General features: G+C 71.9%; 12 protein-coding genes. 5 read left to right on the top strand and 7 right to left on the bottom strand.

Features of this window, described 5'->3' with window-relative positions; translation table 11 throughout:
- Positions 1-3 precede the first annotated feature (3 nt).
- Positions 4-885, bottom strand: coding sequence for a formyltetrahydrofolate deformylase (gene purU, locus IQ210_RS22355; RefSeq protein WP_194080857.1), 882 nt, complete (start codon positions 883-885; stop codon positions 4-6).
- A gap of 46 nt (positions 886-931) precedes the next feature.
- A complete protein-coding gene (locus IQ210_RS22350; RefSeq protein WP_079310506.1) occupies positions 932-1,432 on the bottom strand; it encodes an SCO4402 family protein in 501 nt (166 codons plus the stop codon).
- 117 nt (positions 1,433-1,549) lie between these two features.
- Here IQ210_RS22350 and IQ210_RS22345 point away from each other — a divergent pair, with 117 nt between their 5' ends.
- Positions 1,550-2,857: an ABC transporter substrate-binding protein gene (locus IQ210_RS22345; RefSeq protein ID WP_194080856.1), complete on the top strand. Its 1,308-nt coding sequence runs from the start codon at positions 1,550-1,552 to the stop codon at positions 2,855-2,857.
- A gap of 10 nt (positions 2,858-2,867) precedes the next feature.
- Here IQ210_RS22345 and IQ210_RS22340 read toward each other — a convergent pair whose 3' ends face one another.
- Together IQ210_RS22340 and IQ210_RS22335 are read right to left on the bottom strand one after the other, a co-directional pair.
- Complete coding sequence (locus IQ210_RS22340) at positions 2,868-4,634, bottom strand: hypothetical protein (protein ID WP_194080855.1); 1,767 nt, start codon at positions 4,632-4,634, stop codon at positions 2,868-2,870.
- A 202-nt stretch (positions 4,635-4,836) separates the two neighbouring features.
- Positions 4,837-6,222, bottom strand: a complete 1,386-nt coding sequence (locus IQ210_RS22335; protein WP_194080854.1) for a transcriptional regulator — start codon at positions 6,220-6,222, stop codon at positions 4,837-4,839.
- Between the two features lie 284 nt (positions 6,223-6,506).
- Here IQ210_RS22335 and IQ210_RS22330 point away from each other — a divergent pair, with 284 nt between their 5' ends.
- The 3 genes from IQ210_RS22330 to IQ210_RS22320 are packed head-to-tail and all read left to right on the top strand — an operon-like array spanning position 6,507 to position 9,573.
- Positions 6,507-7,169, top strand: a complete 663-nt coding sequence (locus tag IQ210_RS22330; protein ID WP_194080853.1) for a bifunctional DNA primase/polymerase — start codon at positions 6,507-6,509, stop codon at positions 7,167-7,169.
- Positions 7,170-7,210: 41 nt separating this feature from the next.
- A complete protein-coding gene (locus IQ210_RS22325) occupies positions 7,211-7,984 on the top strand; it encodes an ABC transporter ATP-binding protein (RefSeq protein ID WP_194080852.1) in 774 nt (257 codons plus the stop codon).
- Positions 7,981-9,573, top strand: a complete 1,593-nt coding sequence (locus IQ210_RS22320; RefSeq protein WP_194080851.1) for a transporter — start codon at positions 7,981-7,983, stop codon at positions 9,571-9,573. The genes IQ210_RS22325 and IQ210_RS22320 overlap by 4 nt, the downstream gene beginning before the upstream one ends.
- A 92-nt stretch (positions 9,574-9,665) precedes the next feature.
- On the opposite strand, the gene IQ210_RS22315 is transcribed toward IQ210_RS22320, so the two are convergent.
- Positions 9,666-10,610: an alpha/beta fold hydrolase gene (locus tag IQ210_RS22315; protein WP_194080850.1), complete on the bottom strand. Its 945-nt coding sequence runs from the start codon at positions 10,608-10,610 to the stop codon at positions 9,666-9,668.
- Positions 10,611-11,189: 579 nt separating this feature from the next.
- The gene (locus IQ210_RS22310) at positions 11,190-11,882 is read right to left on the bottom strand and encodes a metal-dependent transcriptional regulator (protein WP_004000347.1); all 693 of its coding nucleotides are present in this window, start codon (positions 11,880-11,882) and stop codon (positions 11,190-11,192) included.
- 239 nt (positions 11,883-12,121) lie between these two features.
- Between IQ210_RS22310 and IQ210_RS22305 the strand changes: the two genes are divergently transcribed.
- On the top strand, positions 12,122-12,877 hold the full coding sequence (locus IQ210_RS22305; protein WP_194080849.1) for an SIS domain-containing protein: 756 nt from the start codon (positions 12,122-12,124) through the stop codon (positions 12,875-12,877).
- 114 nt (positions 12,878-12,991) lie between these two features.
- Here the strand turns inward: IQ210_RS22305 and IQ210_RS22300 are convergent, their stop codons facing one another.
- Complete coding sequence (locus IQ210_RS22300; protein ID WP_194080848.1) at positions 12,992-14,398, bottom strand: PAS domain-containing protein; 1,407 nt, start codon at positions 14,396-14,398, stop codon at positions 12,992-12,994.
- Positions 14,399-14,549: the final 151 nt, after the last annotated feature.

Here is a 14,549-nt window from a genome sequence, read left to right as displayed (position 1 = left end):
CTCTTAGGCGAACACAACCGTCCGCCGCCCGTTCAACAAAATCCTCCGCTCCGCATGCCACTTAACGGCCCGCGCCAGCGCCTGGCACTCGACATCCCGCCCGATCGCGACCAGCTGGTCCGGCGTGACGTCGTGCCCGACCCGCTCGACCTCCTGCTCGATGATCGGCCCCTCGTCGAGGTCGGCGGTCACATAGTGCGCGGTCGCACCGATCAGCTTCACACCCCGCGCATGAGCCTGGTGATACGGCTTCGCACCCTTGAAGCTCGGCAGGAAGGAGTGGTGGATGTTGATGATCCGCCCGCTGAGCTGCTTGCACAGGTCGTCGGAGAGCACCTGCATGTACCGGGCCAGCACGACCAGCTCGACGTCCTGTTCCCGCACCAGCTGGAGCAGCTCCGCCTCGGCCTCCGCCTTGTTCTCCCGCGTCACCGGAATGTGGTGGAAGGGAATGTCGTACGACCCCACGAGCTCGGCGAAGTCCGTGTGGTTGGACACCACGGCCGCGATCTCCACGGGCAGCGCCCCGATCCGCGCCCGGAACAGCAGGTCGTTCAGGCAGTGCCCGAACTTGCTGACCATCAGCACGACCCGCATCTTGTCCTCGGCCCGGTTGATCTGCCAGTCCATGTGGAAGGAGTCACCGATCGCCGCGAAGGACGCCCGCAGCTTGTCCACGGTCACCGGCGCCTCGGCGGAGAAGTGGACGCGCATGAAGAACAGACCCGTGTCGTGGTCGCCGAACTGCTGGCTGTCCTCGATGTTGCAACCGGTCATGAAGAGGTAGCTCGACACGGCGTGCACGATGCCCTGCTTGTCGGGGCAGGACAGGGTGAGGACGTACTGCTCGGCCGGGGCCTCGGCTCGGGTGGACTGCGCGTTCATGCAGGACAGGGTCGCATATCCACCGGCGCCGCAGTGACCGAGTCCGTCACGCGGACCGGGTCATGATCTGCAGCACGTGCAGCGTGCGCGGCGGGGCGTCCGGGTCCTCCCCGTCGGCCGTCGCCATGCGGACGTGCGCGTCCCGTGCCGCCCGCACCGCCTCCGGCCAGCCCGGGTTCTCCATGTACACGGAGACGGGGGCGTCCGGGCCGACCTGGTGCATGATCCGCAGCACGCGCAGGACGGCGGTGTCGACGAGGGCGGCTTCCTGGGAGTCCCGGAAGATCGTGCCGACGTACTTCTCGGCGGACCAGTTGTCGAGCCAGGTGTCCTCGACGAGGCGGTACACGGCGTCGGTGACGTCCCCGTACCCCTCGACGCCGGCCAGCCAGACGTCCCGCTGGAACCCGGGGTCGGAGAGCATGTGCAGCGCGGAGCGCACATTGCTGCGCCAGCGCCACCACGGCATGTCGTTCAGTGGCATAGCGCCCATGGTGGATGAGCGACGGCCGCGACGGGAAGAGTTCTCCGAACCTTGCACGGTCATCGATCGTACGTTCCCCGTCACACCGGCTTCACCGACCCCCGCAATTCACCTTCGCGTCACCAACCGTTGACCGTACGTCACTCCCAGGTTGGCGGTGTGGCGGAAGCGTGTGTGCCCATGACCGGCAGGCGACGCACCCGCAGCACCTTCCTCCCCACCTTCACGCGGCCCGTCAGAGCCACCGCCCTCGCGGCGGGGGCCCTGGTGGGATGTGCGTCCCTGATAGCCGGCTGCGGGGTCGTCCCCGGTGTCACGGGGGGCGCCGGGGACGACCCGATCAAGATCATGACCTGGGCGCCGATGGACACGAACGCGACCAACAAGCCCGGCATGCCCGCCCTCGCACAGACGTACGCGCGCTGGATCAACTCCCAGGGCGGCATCAACGGCCGCAAGCTCTCCATCCTGGTCTGCAACGACCAGAACGACACCGTCGCCGCCGCCAAGTGCGCCCAGCGCGCGGCGGACGAGGGCGTCGTCGCGGTCGTCGGCTCCTACAGCCAGCACGGCGACGCGTTCTTCCCGACCCTGGAGAGCGCCGACATCCCCTATCTCGGCGGCTACGGCATCACGAACTCCGAGTTCGAGAGCCCGCTCTCCTTCCCCGTCAACGGCGGCCAGCCCAGCCTGCTGGCCGGCCTCGGCAAGGAACTCGCCGGCGCCTGCGGGCCCGTCGCCCTGGTCCGCCCCGACTCCATCGCGGGCGACGAACTGCCCGCCATGATCGACTCCGGTCTCAAGGCGGGCGGCCACCCCACCGCCGCGGACCAGCTGGCCGACGAGGACGCCACCGAGTACTCCGCGCAGTCCGAGCGCGCCCTGGACCACACCACCACCGACCCGGCGAAGAAGGGCTGCGTGGTGCCCGCCCTCGGCGACCACACCGGCACCTTCATGGACTCCTTCCGCCGCGCCCGCGAGAACTACCCGGCGGTGCGCACGGCCACCGTGCTCGGCAGCGTCGACCAGACGGTGATCGACGCCTCCGGCGGGCAGTCGGGGCCGTACGAGGGGTCGTACATCACCAGCTGGTACCCGGTCGCGAGCGACAAGCGCTGGGACGCCATGAAGCGGGTGATCAAGAAGGAGGCGTTCGGCGACAACCGCATCGACCCCGCGGACGCCGGGGTGCAGACCACCTGGATCGCCTACACCGTCCTGCGGGCCGTCCTGGAGTCGCTCGGCGACGGCGAGGTGACCGGCACCGCGATCCGCAAGGCCCTCGACGGCGGCCTGAAGGTCAGCACCGGCGGCCTCACCCCGACCCTCAACTGGGAGTACGAGAACGGCCTCGCCGCCATCGGCCTGACCCGCCTGGTCAACACCGACGTGACGCTCCAGGTCGTCCGCAAGGGCCGACTCGTGGCCGCCCACCCCGGCTTCACCGACGTCCGCAAGACACTGGAGAACGCCGAGGTCGGCTAGGGCCTGTCGGCTACAGCTGGGTGTAGGTGCGCTCGGTCAGGCCGTACTTCCTCGCGATCGCGTTCCACAGCCGGGCGGCCGTCTTCTTCTGGGTGGTCGCCTCGCCGCTCGCCTGGTTGCCGGCGATGGTCTGCGGGGTGGAGCGGGCCTGGCCCTTCTTGCAGCCCTTCTTGTTGGCGGCGACCTGATCCGCCCAGGCCGCGTAGTGGTTGTCGGCCGACGCGGACGCCTTCCACGCCTTGGTGAGGGCGGTGGTCAGCTCGGTGTGGCTCGGCAACTGGTCGACGGACAGCCCGGACAGGCTGGTGACCAGGTCGTTCCGCTGGGTCGCGGCGTCGCGCAGGTCGGTGGCCGCCTGACCGAGGTCCTTGCAGGCCTTCACATTGCCGACCGCGCTGATCACGGACGCCCTGCTGTCACCGCTGTCGGCGAGCAGCTTGTCCAGGGCGACCGCCTGCTCCTTCGCGGGGTCGGTGGACGGCGAGGCGGAACCGTCGGTCGCCGGGGCGGTCGCGGAGACGGGCTTGTTGTCGTCCCCCTTGTCGTCGCCCCCACCGCTCGCCAGCAGCGCGCCCGCGCCGATGCCGAGGACGGCGATCCCGATGCCGACGGCGGCGATGGCGGGCACCCGCGACCGGGTGGGCCCGCTGCGGTCCCGCTCGTCCGCCTGCGCGGCCCGCCGTCCGGTGCCGGTGGGCGGGATGTACGCCGGCTGCGGCTGGCCCTGCGCCGGCTCGAACCGCGGCAGCACCTGCGTCGCCCCGGCCGGGCCGTCCCCGCCGGGCCCGCTGCGGAAGAGGTTGTCGAACTCGGCGGGCGGCTGCCGCTCCCCGCCGTGCTGCCCGGGCACGGGCGCGATGTACTGCGTCGCCTCCGCGTCCGGCCCCGACACGGGCGGCATCGGCCCGGCACCCGGCGCCTGTCCCTGCGGCGGCTGCCCCAGGAACTGCCTCCGCTCGGCGGGCACCTCGGGCGGCAGCGCCCCCGGCGCGACCGGCGGGATGTACTGCGTGGCGCCCTCGTCGGCGGGCGGCAGGGGTACGCCGGTGGCGGCGCCGGGTCCGGCGGGGGCGCCGTACGGGCCGTCCGCGGGCGGCGTCGGCAAGGGCTGCCCCACGGGGGGCAGGTAGTAGGAGGTGGCCTGGTCGGCGTCGTAGCCGGACGGCTGCTGTGCCTGCGCCGGGGTGTTCTCCTGCGGCAGCGGCTGGGACGCGGGCGGGGTCTGGGCGACCGGCGGCAGGTAATAGGAGGTGGCCTGGTCGGTGTCGTAGCCGGGCGGCTGCGAGGCCGGGGTGCTCTCCTGCGGCGACGGTGGCGACGCGGGCGGCGTCTGGGCGACCGGCGGCAGGTAGTAAGAGGTCGCCTGGTCGGTGTCGTAGCCCGGCGACTGCGCCTGGTACGGGTCGGGTGCCTGCGCCTGGCCCTGGTACGGCCCCGGGGCCTGGGCCTGCCCCTGATACGGGCCAGGGGCCTGTGCCTGGTACGGGTCCGGCGCTCCCCACGGCTGGCCCTGCGACGCCCCCCAGCCCTCACCGGGGCCGGGCTGCTGCGGGGCCGGTACCTCCTGGTCGGGTCCCCACGGGGTGCCCCAGGCCTGGGCGCCCGGCGGCGCGGCGGGCGGTGCCGCCGGGGCGGGGGCCGGTATGTGACCGCCTGGGCCGCCCGCGGGAACGCCCGTCATGCCCGGCAGCAGCGGTTCGCCACCGTCCGAGGGCAGCACGATGCCTTCGCGCGCCACGCGCGGCGAGGGCTCCTCGCCCTGTCCACTCTGCGTCACCGGGACTCCTACTAATGGGGGACCTTGTGAATCGTCGGCTCACGCTACCGGGTCCCCCGAGCCCGGTGCCACGCAGCACGGGACGTGACCTGCGTCCCTGTGACCGCGGTAACAGAACCGGGCCCACATCCGCTCTATAAGCCCTCCTTTTCGCTCAAGAGCCTTCGTTTCCCGGGAGTTCACACCCCCGTACCCACAGATTTCACGCGGCTGCCTGGAGCTCCAACCGGGCCCCGAACTCCCGTACCACAGGCTCGTCCCGGAAGGGTTCGAGGCGCTGCTGGAAGTCGTCGAGGTACTCGGCGCCCCGATTGGACCGGACCGTCTCCAGCAACTCCACGGCCTTCAGGCCGGTGTGGCAGGCCTGTTCGATCTCGCGCTGCTGCACCTGCGCGGTGGCCAGCAGGACGTAACCGATGGCCCGGCGCCGCGCCTTGGTCTCCGGCAGCCCGTCCAGCGACTCCTGCGCCCGTCGCGCCGCCGCCTCGGCCTGGCCGAGGTCGCGGTGGCAGTGCGCCAACTCGTCGGCCAGATAGGCCTCGTCGAAGTGCGCGATCCACGCCGGGTCGTCCCCGGAGTTCGCGTCCGCCGACTCCAGCGCGCTCACCGCCCGCCCGGAGGCCGCCTGCGCCGCCCGCGCGTCGCCCAGCAGCGCGTGCCCGCGCGCCTCGGCCGCGTAGAACATCGCCTCCGCGCGCGGTGTCACGCGCCCACGCGCCCCTTCCTGCGCCGCGCGCGCCAACTGCGCGATCTCCCGCGGGTTTCCGAGCTGCGCGGCGAGATGACTCATGGACGCCGCGAGGACGTACCCGCCGTAGCCGCGGTCCCCGGCGGCCTGCGCGAGCCGCAGCGCCTGGATGTAGTACCGCTGCGCCAGGCCCGGTTGGCCGGTGTCGATGGCCATGTACCCGGCGAGCTCGGTCAACCGCGCGACGGCGGCGAACAGTTCACGCCCCACGGCCTCCCGGTACGACCCGGCGAGCAGCCCGGAGACGACGCTGTTGAGGTAGTGCACGACGACCGGCCGCACATGCCCGCTGCCGTACTGGTGGTCGAGGTCCACGAGGGCCTGGGTCATCGCCTTCACGGCCGCCACGTCCGACTGCCCCACCCGGGGCCCCGCCGAGCGCGCCACCTGCGAGTCCGGCGAGGAGATCAGCCAGTCGCGGCTCGGCTCGACGAGCGCGGACGCGGCCACGGACGAGCCGGACAGGAAGTCCCGCCGCCCCACGTCACTGCGCCACAGCTCGCAGACCTGCTCGATGGCCCCCAGTACGGTCGGCGAGAACTGGAGACCCACGCCCGAGGCGAGGTTCTTGCCGTTGGCCATACCGATCTCGTCGATCGTGACCGTACGGCCGAGTTTGCGGCCCAGCGCCTCCGCGATGATCGCCGGCGCCCGGCCCCGCGGCTGCTGGCCGCGCAGCCAACGCGCCACGGACGTCTTGTCGTAGCGCAGGTCGAGGCCGTGCTCCGCACCGCACATGTTGACGCGGCGGGCCAGCCCGGCGTTCGAGCAACCCGCTTCCTGGATGAGCGCCTGCAGTCGTTCGTTCGGCTGCCGCGCGACGAGAGGCCTTGCGGCCATGGCGTACCCCCTGTGGCTGCGGTGCCTGCCCACGCACCGAGTTGACGTGTCTTCCACCGAAAAAATCCGGCCGTGAAGATCAATGCCCCGCGAACCGACCGAAAATGCGAGGCTTGCGAGGATTGCCGGGGTAAAGGCGGTTGCCGCCCCCACAGCTGGCTACCCCGATCACGCCGCCGTTCCTCCCGCGCGCCCCCACACGTGCATCCATGCGCCCCAGATGCGGAATCGATGCCCCTCCCCCGCGCGCGCTACGCCCGTAACTCCAGGTGGGTGCGGGAGTTGTGTTCATCGTGGAAGAGACGATCGCGGGCACCGAAGCCGCTCAGATTCCGAAGCAGCGCGGCGAATCGCTGCTGGAGACAGCCGTACGCTACGCCGAGGAGCGCCACTGGGACGTCTTCCCCGGCACCTGGCTGGAAGCCGTCGACGGGGTGCAGCGCTGCTCCTGCGGCGAGGCGGCGTGCGCCGCACCCGGCGCGCACCCGGCGCGGGAGGACTGGGCGACGCAGGCGACCGGCAGTGCGACGGTTGCGCGCCGGTTGTGGCAGAAGCAGCCGCTGGCGTCGATTCTGCTGCCGACGGGGCGGACCTTCGATGCGGTGTCCGTCCCGGAGACGGCCGGGTTTCTCGCGCTGGCCCGGATGGAGCGGATGGAGTTGACGCTCGGGCCGGTGACGCTGTCGCCTGATCGTCGGATGCACTTCTTCGTGTTGCCAGGGGCGTCTGTGAAGGTGCCGGAGCTGGTGCGGAAGCTGGGGTGGACGCCGTCGTCTCTTGACCTGGTTGCGCTGGGTGAGGGGGCGTACGTAGCTGCTCCCCCTACTCGTTACGGATCGCGTGGAGCTGTGCAGTGGGCTTGTCGGCCCACCCCGGCGAATCGGTGGTTGCCGGATGCTGAGGAGTTGATCTCGCCGCTTGCCTATGCGTGCGGTCGGGATCGATAACCTGCGCGGTTCCTCGCGCCCCTTTTTGTAGGTTGGCATGCATGACGTCGGCCGTAAGTGTGCATGGGCTCTGGAAGCGGTTCGGGCAGCAGATTGCCGTTGCCGGGATTGATCTCGAACTGCCCGCCGGGAAGTTCATCGGGCTTGTCGGGCCCAATGGAGCCGGGAAGACCACCACCCTCTCCATGATCACCGGGCTGTTGCGGCCCGACCAGGGGTCCGTCTCGGTCGTCGGGCACGACGTCTGGCGGGACCCCGTCGAGGTCAAGGCCCGGATCGGGGTCCTCCCGGAGGGGCTGCGGCTCTTCGAGCGGCTCTCGGGGCGTGAACTCCTCGGCTACTCCGGGCGGTTGCGGGGGCTGCCCGGGGCCGAGGTCGACAAGCGGGCCGCGCAGCTCCTCGACGTCCTCGATCTCGCCGGGGCGCAGCACAAGCTGGTGGTCGACTACTCGACCGGTATGCGGAAGAAGATCGGGCTCGCGGCCGCGCTCCTCCACAACCCCGAAGTCCTCTTCCTGGACGAGCCGTTCGAGGGCGTCGACCCGGTGTCCGCGCAGACCATCCGCGGGGTGCTGGAGCGCTACACCGCCTCCGGCGCCACCGTCGTCTTCTCCTCGCACGTCATGGAGCTCGTCGAGTCGCTGTGCGACTGGGTCGCCGTGATGGCCGCCGGACGCATCCGGGCCCATGGCACGCTCGCCGAGGTGCGCGGCGAGGCGCCCTCGTTGCAGCAGGCGTTCCTGGAGCTGGTCGGGGCGCACGGGCGGGACGCCGGGTCCGATCTGGACTGGCTGGGCGGCGGGGCGGCGCGATGAGTGCCGACGTCACCGCCGTCGTCGTACGGCTGAAGCTGTCGCTGCTGCGGAACGGGCTGCGGCAGTCCGGTGGGCGGCGGGCCGCGTATGTCGCGTCGGCGGTCATCACGCTGCTGTTCGCGGCGCTGCAACTGCTCGGGCTGATCGCGTTGCGGGGCAACGCGCACGCCGTGTCCGTGGCCGTGCTGCTGGTGGCGGTGCTGGCCGTCGGGTGGGCGGTGATGCCGCTGTTCTTCCCGGGCGGGGACGAGACGCTCGATCCGACCCGGCTGGTGATGCTTCCGCTGCGGCCCCGGCCGCTGGTGCGGGCGCTGCTCGCGGCCTCGCTGGTGGGGATCGGGCCGGTGTTCACACTGTGCCTGCTGATCGGTTCGGCGGTGTCGGTGGCGCACGGCGGGGCGGCGTACGTCGTCGCCGTCGTCGGAGTCGTGTTGGCGCTGCTGGTGTGCGTGGCGCTCGCGCGGGCCGTGGCCGTCGCCAACATCCGGCTGCTGACCAGCCGCAAGGGGCGCGACCTGGCGGTGCTGAGCGGGCTGGTGATCGCGATCGGGGCGCAGCTCGCCAACTTCGGTGTGCAGCGCCTGGGTTCGAGCGGCCTGGCGCAGCTGGACCCGGCCGGGGACGTGCTGCGCTGGGTGCCGCCGGCGTCCGCGATCGGGGCGGTGGACTCGGCGAGTTCGGGGTCGTACGGCGTCGCAGTCGCCCAACTCGTGCTCAGCGCCGGTGCGTTGGTGGCGCTGGTCGCCCTCTGGTCGCGGCAGCTGACGCGGCTGATGATCTCGCCGGACGGCTCCACGCTCCAGGCCGCCACCGAGTCGGCCGCCCGTGAGCGGACGTCGACGGGGCTCGGGCGTCTGCTGCCGGGCGGGCGGACCGGCACGGTGGTCGAGCGCAGCCTGCGCTACATCTGGCGCGACCCGAAGACGAAGGCCGCGTGGGTGACTTCGCTGGCGATCGGGCTGATCGTGCCCGTCTTCAACGCCCTTCAGGGCACCGGCTCGATCTACTTCGCGTGCTTCGCCGCGGGGATGCTCGGCATCCAGATGTACAACCAGTTCGGGCAGGACACCTCCGCGTTCTGGATGGTCGCGACGACCATCTCCTCGCCCCGGGACGCGTACGTCGAGCTGCGCGGCCGCGCCCTGGCGCTGCTGGTGATCACCCTGCCGTACGCGACGCTCGTGACCGTCGTGACGACGGCGATGCTCGGCGACTGGGCCAGGCTGCCGGAGGCGCTCGGCCTGTCCTTCGCCCTGCTGGGCGCGATGCTGGCGACGGGCGCCTGGACCTCGGCGCGCTTCCCGTACTCCATCCCGCAGGAGGGCTACAAGAACGTGGCCCCCGGCCAGACTGGGCTCGCGTGGATCTCCATCTTCGGCGGCATGATCGCCGCCGCGCTGCTGTGCGCCCCGGTCATCACGCTGACGATCTGGCTGAACGTGATGCGGGACGGCGACCGGTGGAGCTGGGTGCTGCTGCCGGTGGGGGCGCTGTACGGGGCGGCGGTCACGCTGGCGGGGCTGCGGCTGGCGGCGCCGAGGACGGCGGCACGGCTGCCGGAGATCCTGGCGGCGGTCAGCAAGGGTTGAGACGGAGATCCTGGCGGCGGTCGGCAACGGCTACGGGCAGCAAGGGCTGACGGGCCGGCAAAGGACTGACGGGCCGGCAAAGGGGCTGACGGCTACCGCCCTGCGAACAGCCGGTCGATGAAGGGCTCCACGGCCGCGCGCCAGGCGTCCGGCTGGTCGTAGTGCACCAGATGCCCGGCGTCGGCCACTTCCGCGTACTCCCCCCGCGGCAGCACCCGCACCATCTCCTGCGCCTCCGCCCGCCCCAGCTCGCCGTCGAGGCCGCGGACGACCAGCGCGGGGCACTGGACCTGCGCCAGCTCCTCCCAGTGCGCGTCGAACACCCACGTCTCCCGGGACTTCAGCATCTGCTCGGGTTCGAAGACGGGCCGCCAGCCGTCCGGCGACTCGGCCATCACCTCGGCGTAGAACTCGCCGCGGGCGGGGTTCGGGCGCTCCACCCAGGGGTCGTCCTCGCCGAACCACTTGCGTACGTCGGCCAGGGTGGCGAAGGGGACGGGCCAGGCCTTGAACCAGTCGGCCCACTCCCGCTGCGAGGCCGCTCCGAGGGCGGAGGCCCGCATGTCGCAGATGATCACGCCGGAGACCAGGTCGGGCCGTTTCGCGGCGAGCTGCCAGGCGGTCAGGGCGCCCATGGCGTGGCCGATGAGGACGGCCGGGCCGAGGCCGAGCTGTTCGAGGGCCGCCTCGGCGTCCTCGACGTAGGCCTCGCGGGTGAAGGAGGCCTGCGGGGGCTTGTCGCTGCGGCCGTGGCCGCGCTGGTCGAGAGCGACGGCCCGGTGGCGTTCGGACAGCCAGCGGGCGGTGGGGGCCCAGTGGGAGGCGCGGCCCATGAGGCCGTGCAGTAACAGCACGCCGGGTGCGCGGTCGAGGGCGCCTTGGACGGTCCGCTGCCCGGCCCGCCGACCGGCGGCACCGCCCTGCTCCACGCCCAGCTCCGTCGGCTCCGCCGCCTGGTCGGGCTTGGGAGGGTCGCCGAACTCCCAGGCGGCAAGGCGTACGCCGCCCGCTCCGGTCACGTCGATGCGCCGCGCCATTGGTCCTGGCACCCCCCTAGCTCCGCTCGGACCGCTTGCTCCCGCTCAGCCGGCCGGTCCTGTGAACCATGTCTGCCTTGCCCTGCCTGACGTGCTCGCTGTCGCGCCGCCGCCCCTCCCTGAAGCGCACGTTCCGCCCGGCGTGTCACCCAAAGGCTATCGAATGCCTATTCGAAAATGCGTCCTCCGCCGCCAACACCCCTCATTCGAGTGACCTCACTCAAGGATTGATCGCCGTGACCGAGGGGAGATCTTCTGCGGGAGGCGGACCGCTCGGGGAAATCGGTCCGAGGGGAATGACCCTGAGAGCTCGGGGCTCCGGGTCAGCACAGGGGAGGACAGGCCCCGGCGCCACATGGCGCCGGGGCCCTCCACATGTCTGCGGCACATCATCCCGGCCCCCTCAGGTCATATGCCTCACGCGACAGCCTTGCACGCGGGGCGTCGGAGCGCTGCGATTCGACGCACTGAATCTTCGAATCGGCCACACACCGACGCCACACCGGCAGCCTCCCCCCGGGACGCCACAACTGCCCCTACAGCCACCGCAGTTGGAAAAACCCCAGGCCGACCGGCCGGTCAGCGCTTGGCGACGAACACATGCGAGGCGACGTCCGCCTCCAGCTCGGCCGCCTCACCGCCGCTGCCCACCAGCACCCCGCCCGCCGACTCCGTCACGCTCACCACCGAGCCGGGCTGCACACCCGCGCGCCGCAGCGTGTACATCAGCTGCGCGTCCGTCTGGATCGGCTCGCCGATGCGGCGCACCACGACCGTCTTGCCCTCGACGCCCGGGTCCAGGTCGGCCAGCGACACCATGCCCTCGTCGAGGAAGGGGTCGGCGCCGTCCTTCTCGCCGAGCTCCTCCAGGCCGGGGATCGGGTTGCCGTACGGCGACTCGGTGGGGTGGCGGAGCAGCTCCAGGACGCGGCGCTCGACGGCCTCGCTCATCACGTGCTCCCAGCGACAGGCCTCGGCGTGGACCTGCTCCCACTCCAGGCCGATCACGTCGACGAGCAGACACTCCGCGAGGCGGTGCTTGCGCATCACGCGCGTCGCCAGCCGGCGGCCCTCGTCGGTCAGCTCCAGATGCCGGTCGCTCGCCACGGACACCAGGCCGTCCCGCTCCATCCGCGCCACCGTCTGGGAGACGGTCGGCCCGCTCTGGTCGAGCCGCTCGGCGATCCGGGCGCGCATGGGGACCACACCTTCCTCCTCCAGCTCGAGGATGGTGCGGAGATACATCTCCGTGGTGTCGATCAGTCCGGACATACGTGCCCCTCGATTAGCTCTGCCGGAAGCGCGACCACTCCGCGGCGCGTGCGCTGGCCCTGACCTCAATTCTGACGCATAGCACTGACAACCGTGCCGCGCCGGTGAAACGAGCTGGTTTCGCGGGCCCGCGGACCGCCGCGGGACGCCCTTCCGGGGCCTTCGGCACGGCCGTATTGACACCGCACTGGTCCAGACCGCACGGTGATCCGCGACACAGCCAACCCGAAGGGGTTCGTATGAGCGACGGCACGCCCGCCGACCGGTTCTTCGACGCCGCCATCGGCCTGCTCCAGCGGGTCCGCGACGAGGAGGCCGAGCCCATCGCCGCGGCCGGCACGCTCCTCGCCGACACCGTCGCGGCCGGGGGCCGGCTGTTCGCCTTCGGCGCCGGGCACTCCTCGCTCGCCGCGCAGGACGTCGTCTACCGGGCCGGTGGCCTCGCGCTGATGAACCTCCTCGCCGCGCCCGGGATGGTGGGCGTCGACGTCATGCCGGCGACGCTGGGCTCCGCCCTGGAGCGCGTCGACGGCCTCGCGAGCGCCGTCCTGGACTCCTCGCCGCTCCGCGCGGGCGACGCCCTCGTGATCGTCTCCCTCTCCGGCCGCAACGCGATGCCGGTGGAGATGGCGATGAGCGCCCGCGCGCGCAGGGTGAAGGTCATCGGCGTGACATCGGTGGCGTACGCCACGGAGACCCGCTCCCGGCACTCCTCCGGCACCTACCTCAAGGACCACTGCGACGTCGTCCTCGACTCCAAGATCGCCATCGGCGACGCGGAACTCACCCTCGACACGGTCCCCGCCCCCTTCGCCCCCGCCTCCACGGTCGTGACGTCCGCCCTGATGCAGGCAATGGTGGCAACAGCGGCGACGTCCCTGGCGGAACGGGGCGTGGAGCCGCCGATGCTGCGGTCGGGGAATGTGGACGGGGGGCTGGAGTGGAACGAGCGGGTGTTCGAGGAGTACGGGGACAGGATCTTCTATCGGCGGTAGGCACCTAACTGCGGGCAGTCGTGCCGCTGGGGCGGCACGGGTGGGCGCAGGCGGCACCCCGCCGGCGCGGGCAAGCGAAACGCCCCTGCCCGCACCCGCAAACCGGCGCTCAGCTCACCCCCGCAACACCCCCGCCAGATCCAACGCCACAGCGATCCGCATCGCCACATCCTCCGCATAAGCCGCGTCGGACCGCTCGAACGAACTCCGCCCAGCCCCCCGGAGAAACGTCACCGCCCCCAACGTCCGCCCCCGACTCCGCAGCACCGCGCACAGCGCGTGCACCGCGTCCGGCGGCCACTGCCGGGCCAGCGCCCACTCCCGTGCCCGCTCCGCCGGTACCGAGCCCACGCTCGCCCGCACCGACCCGACCCGTTCCACGCACTGCAACGCCGGATGCCCCTCCGCGTACCGCACCGGAAACCCCGCCTGCCCGGTCAGCGGGCTCGGCCCCGGCGCCCCGGAGGGAGTCGCGGCGACCCGGACCAGTCGTACCGGAACGTCCGAGTCCCCGTCGGCCAGGGAGCCGTCCCCCGCCACCCGGTCGATCAGCGCGTGGTCGGCGAAGCCGGCGAGCGCGAAGTCCAGATGGATCGTTGCCGCCTCCGACGGGTCCTCGCACTCGGCGGCCGCGCGGGCCGCGCGATGCAGCTGGTTGCCGCGGAAGCGCAGCAGGGACGCCTCCTGCTCGGCCTGCTTGGCCGCGGTGACGTCGTTGAACAGCCAGCCCACGCCCAGCGGCACCGGCTCCTCCGCGAGCGGCGAGGCCAGCCGTACGAACCCGCACCGCCAGCAGCGCCGCTGCTCGCCCTCCGGTGTCCGCACGCTCACCCAGATCTCCGCCGGGGCGGGCGGCGCACCCTCCGCCAGCACATGCGTGAGCGCGCTCTCCAGCTCCTCCACGCCCTGCGCGAGCAGCTCGCCCAGGGGCCGCCCCAGCACGGACGTACGGCCGATGCCCAGCGCCCGCGCCGCGTGCGCGTTCACCACCGCGGGCCGCAGATCCGCGTCGACCAGCACGACACCCCAGCTGGCGTCCTCGAACAGCGCCTCGCTCAACGCGATCGACCGCTCCAGGTCGATCTGCGCGTGCACCTCGCTGAACGCGCAGTACACCCCGGCAGGCTTGCCGTCCGGACCGCGTACGGCGGCCGACTGCGTCCGTACGAGGACCCGGCCGCCGTCCTTGGTCAGCAGCGCGAACTCGTGCACCTGCCGGCCCGGGGCCTGCATGGCGGACATCAGCCGCCCCTCGACCTCCTCGGCGTCGGCCTCTCGTACGGCCCACCCGGCGAAGCCCTGCCGCCCCACGGCCTCGGCCGCGGTCCAGCCCAGAATCCGCTCGGCCTCGCGGTTCCAATGGGTGACGACGCCGTCCGCGTCGAAGGCGCACAGCGCCGCGTCCATGCCGTCGAGCAGGGCGGCGAGCAGATCCGCGCCGTCCCGGTCGGGCTGGTCGGGCTGCTCGGGCTCGTCCGGCCCCAGCTCGTCGGTGGTCCCACTACGCCTGGAAGCACTCACCTGGACCCCCTGCAGGCTGCGTCCGTACGTACGGCACGTCGGTTCGCTCACTTGCAATCATCTAACTGGAACGTGATGCAGCACACACCGAGTTCCCACAAGTTGGGGGAATCGTTGTACGCCGCTCCTGTATCTGCCGGTGCCGGCGTGC

The sequence above is a fragment of the Streptomyces justiciae genome (genome assembly GCF_015163075.1).
In the GTDB taxonomy this organism is placed as follows: domain Bacteria; phylum Actinomycetota; class Actinomycetes; order Streptomycetales; family Streptomycetaceae; genus Streptomyces; species Streptomyces justiciae.
The sequence above is the reverse complement of the archived record's forward strand: the minus strand, read 5'-3'. Positions and strand labels throughout refer to the sequence as shown.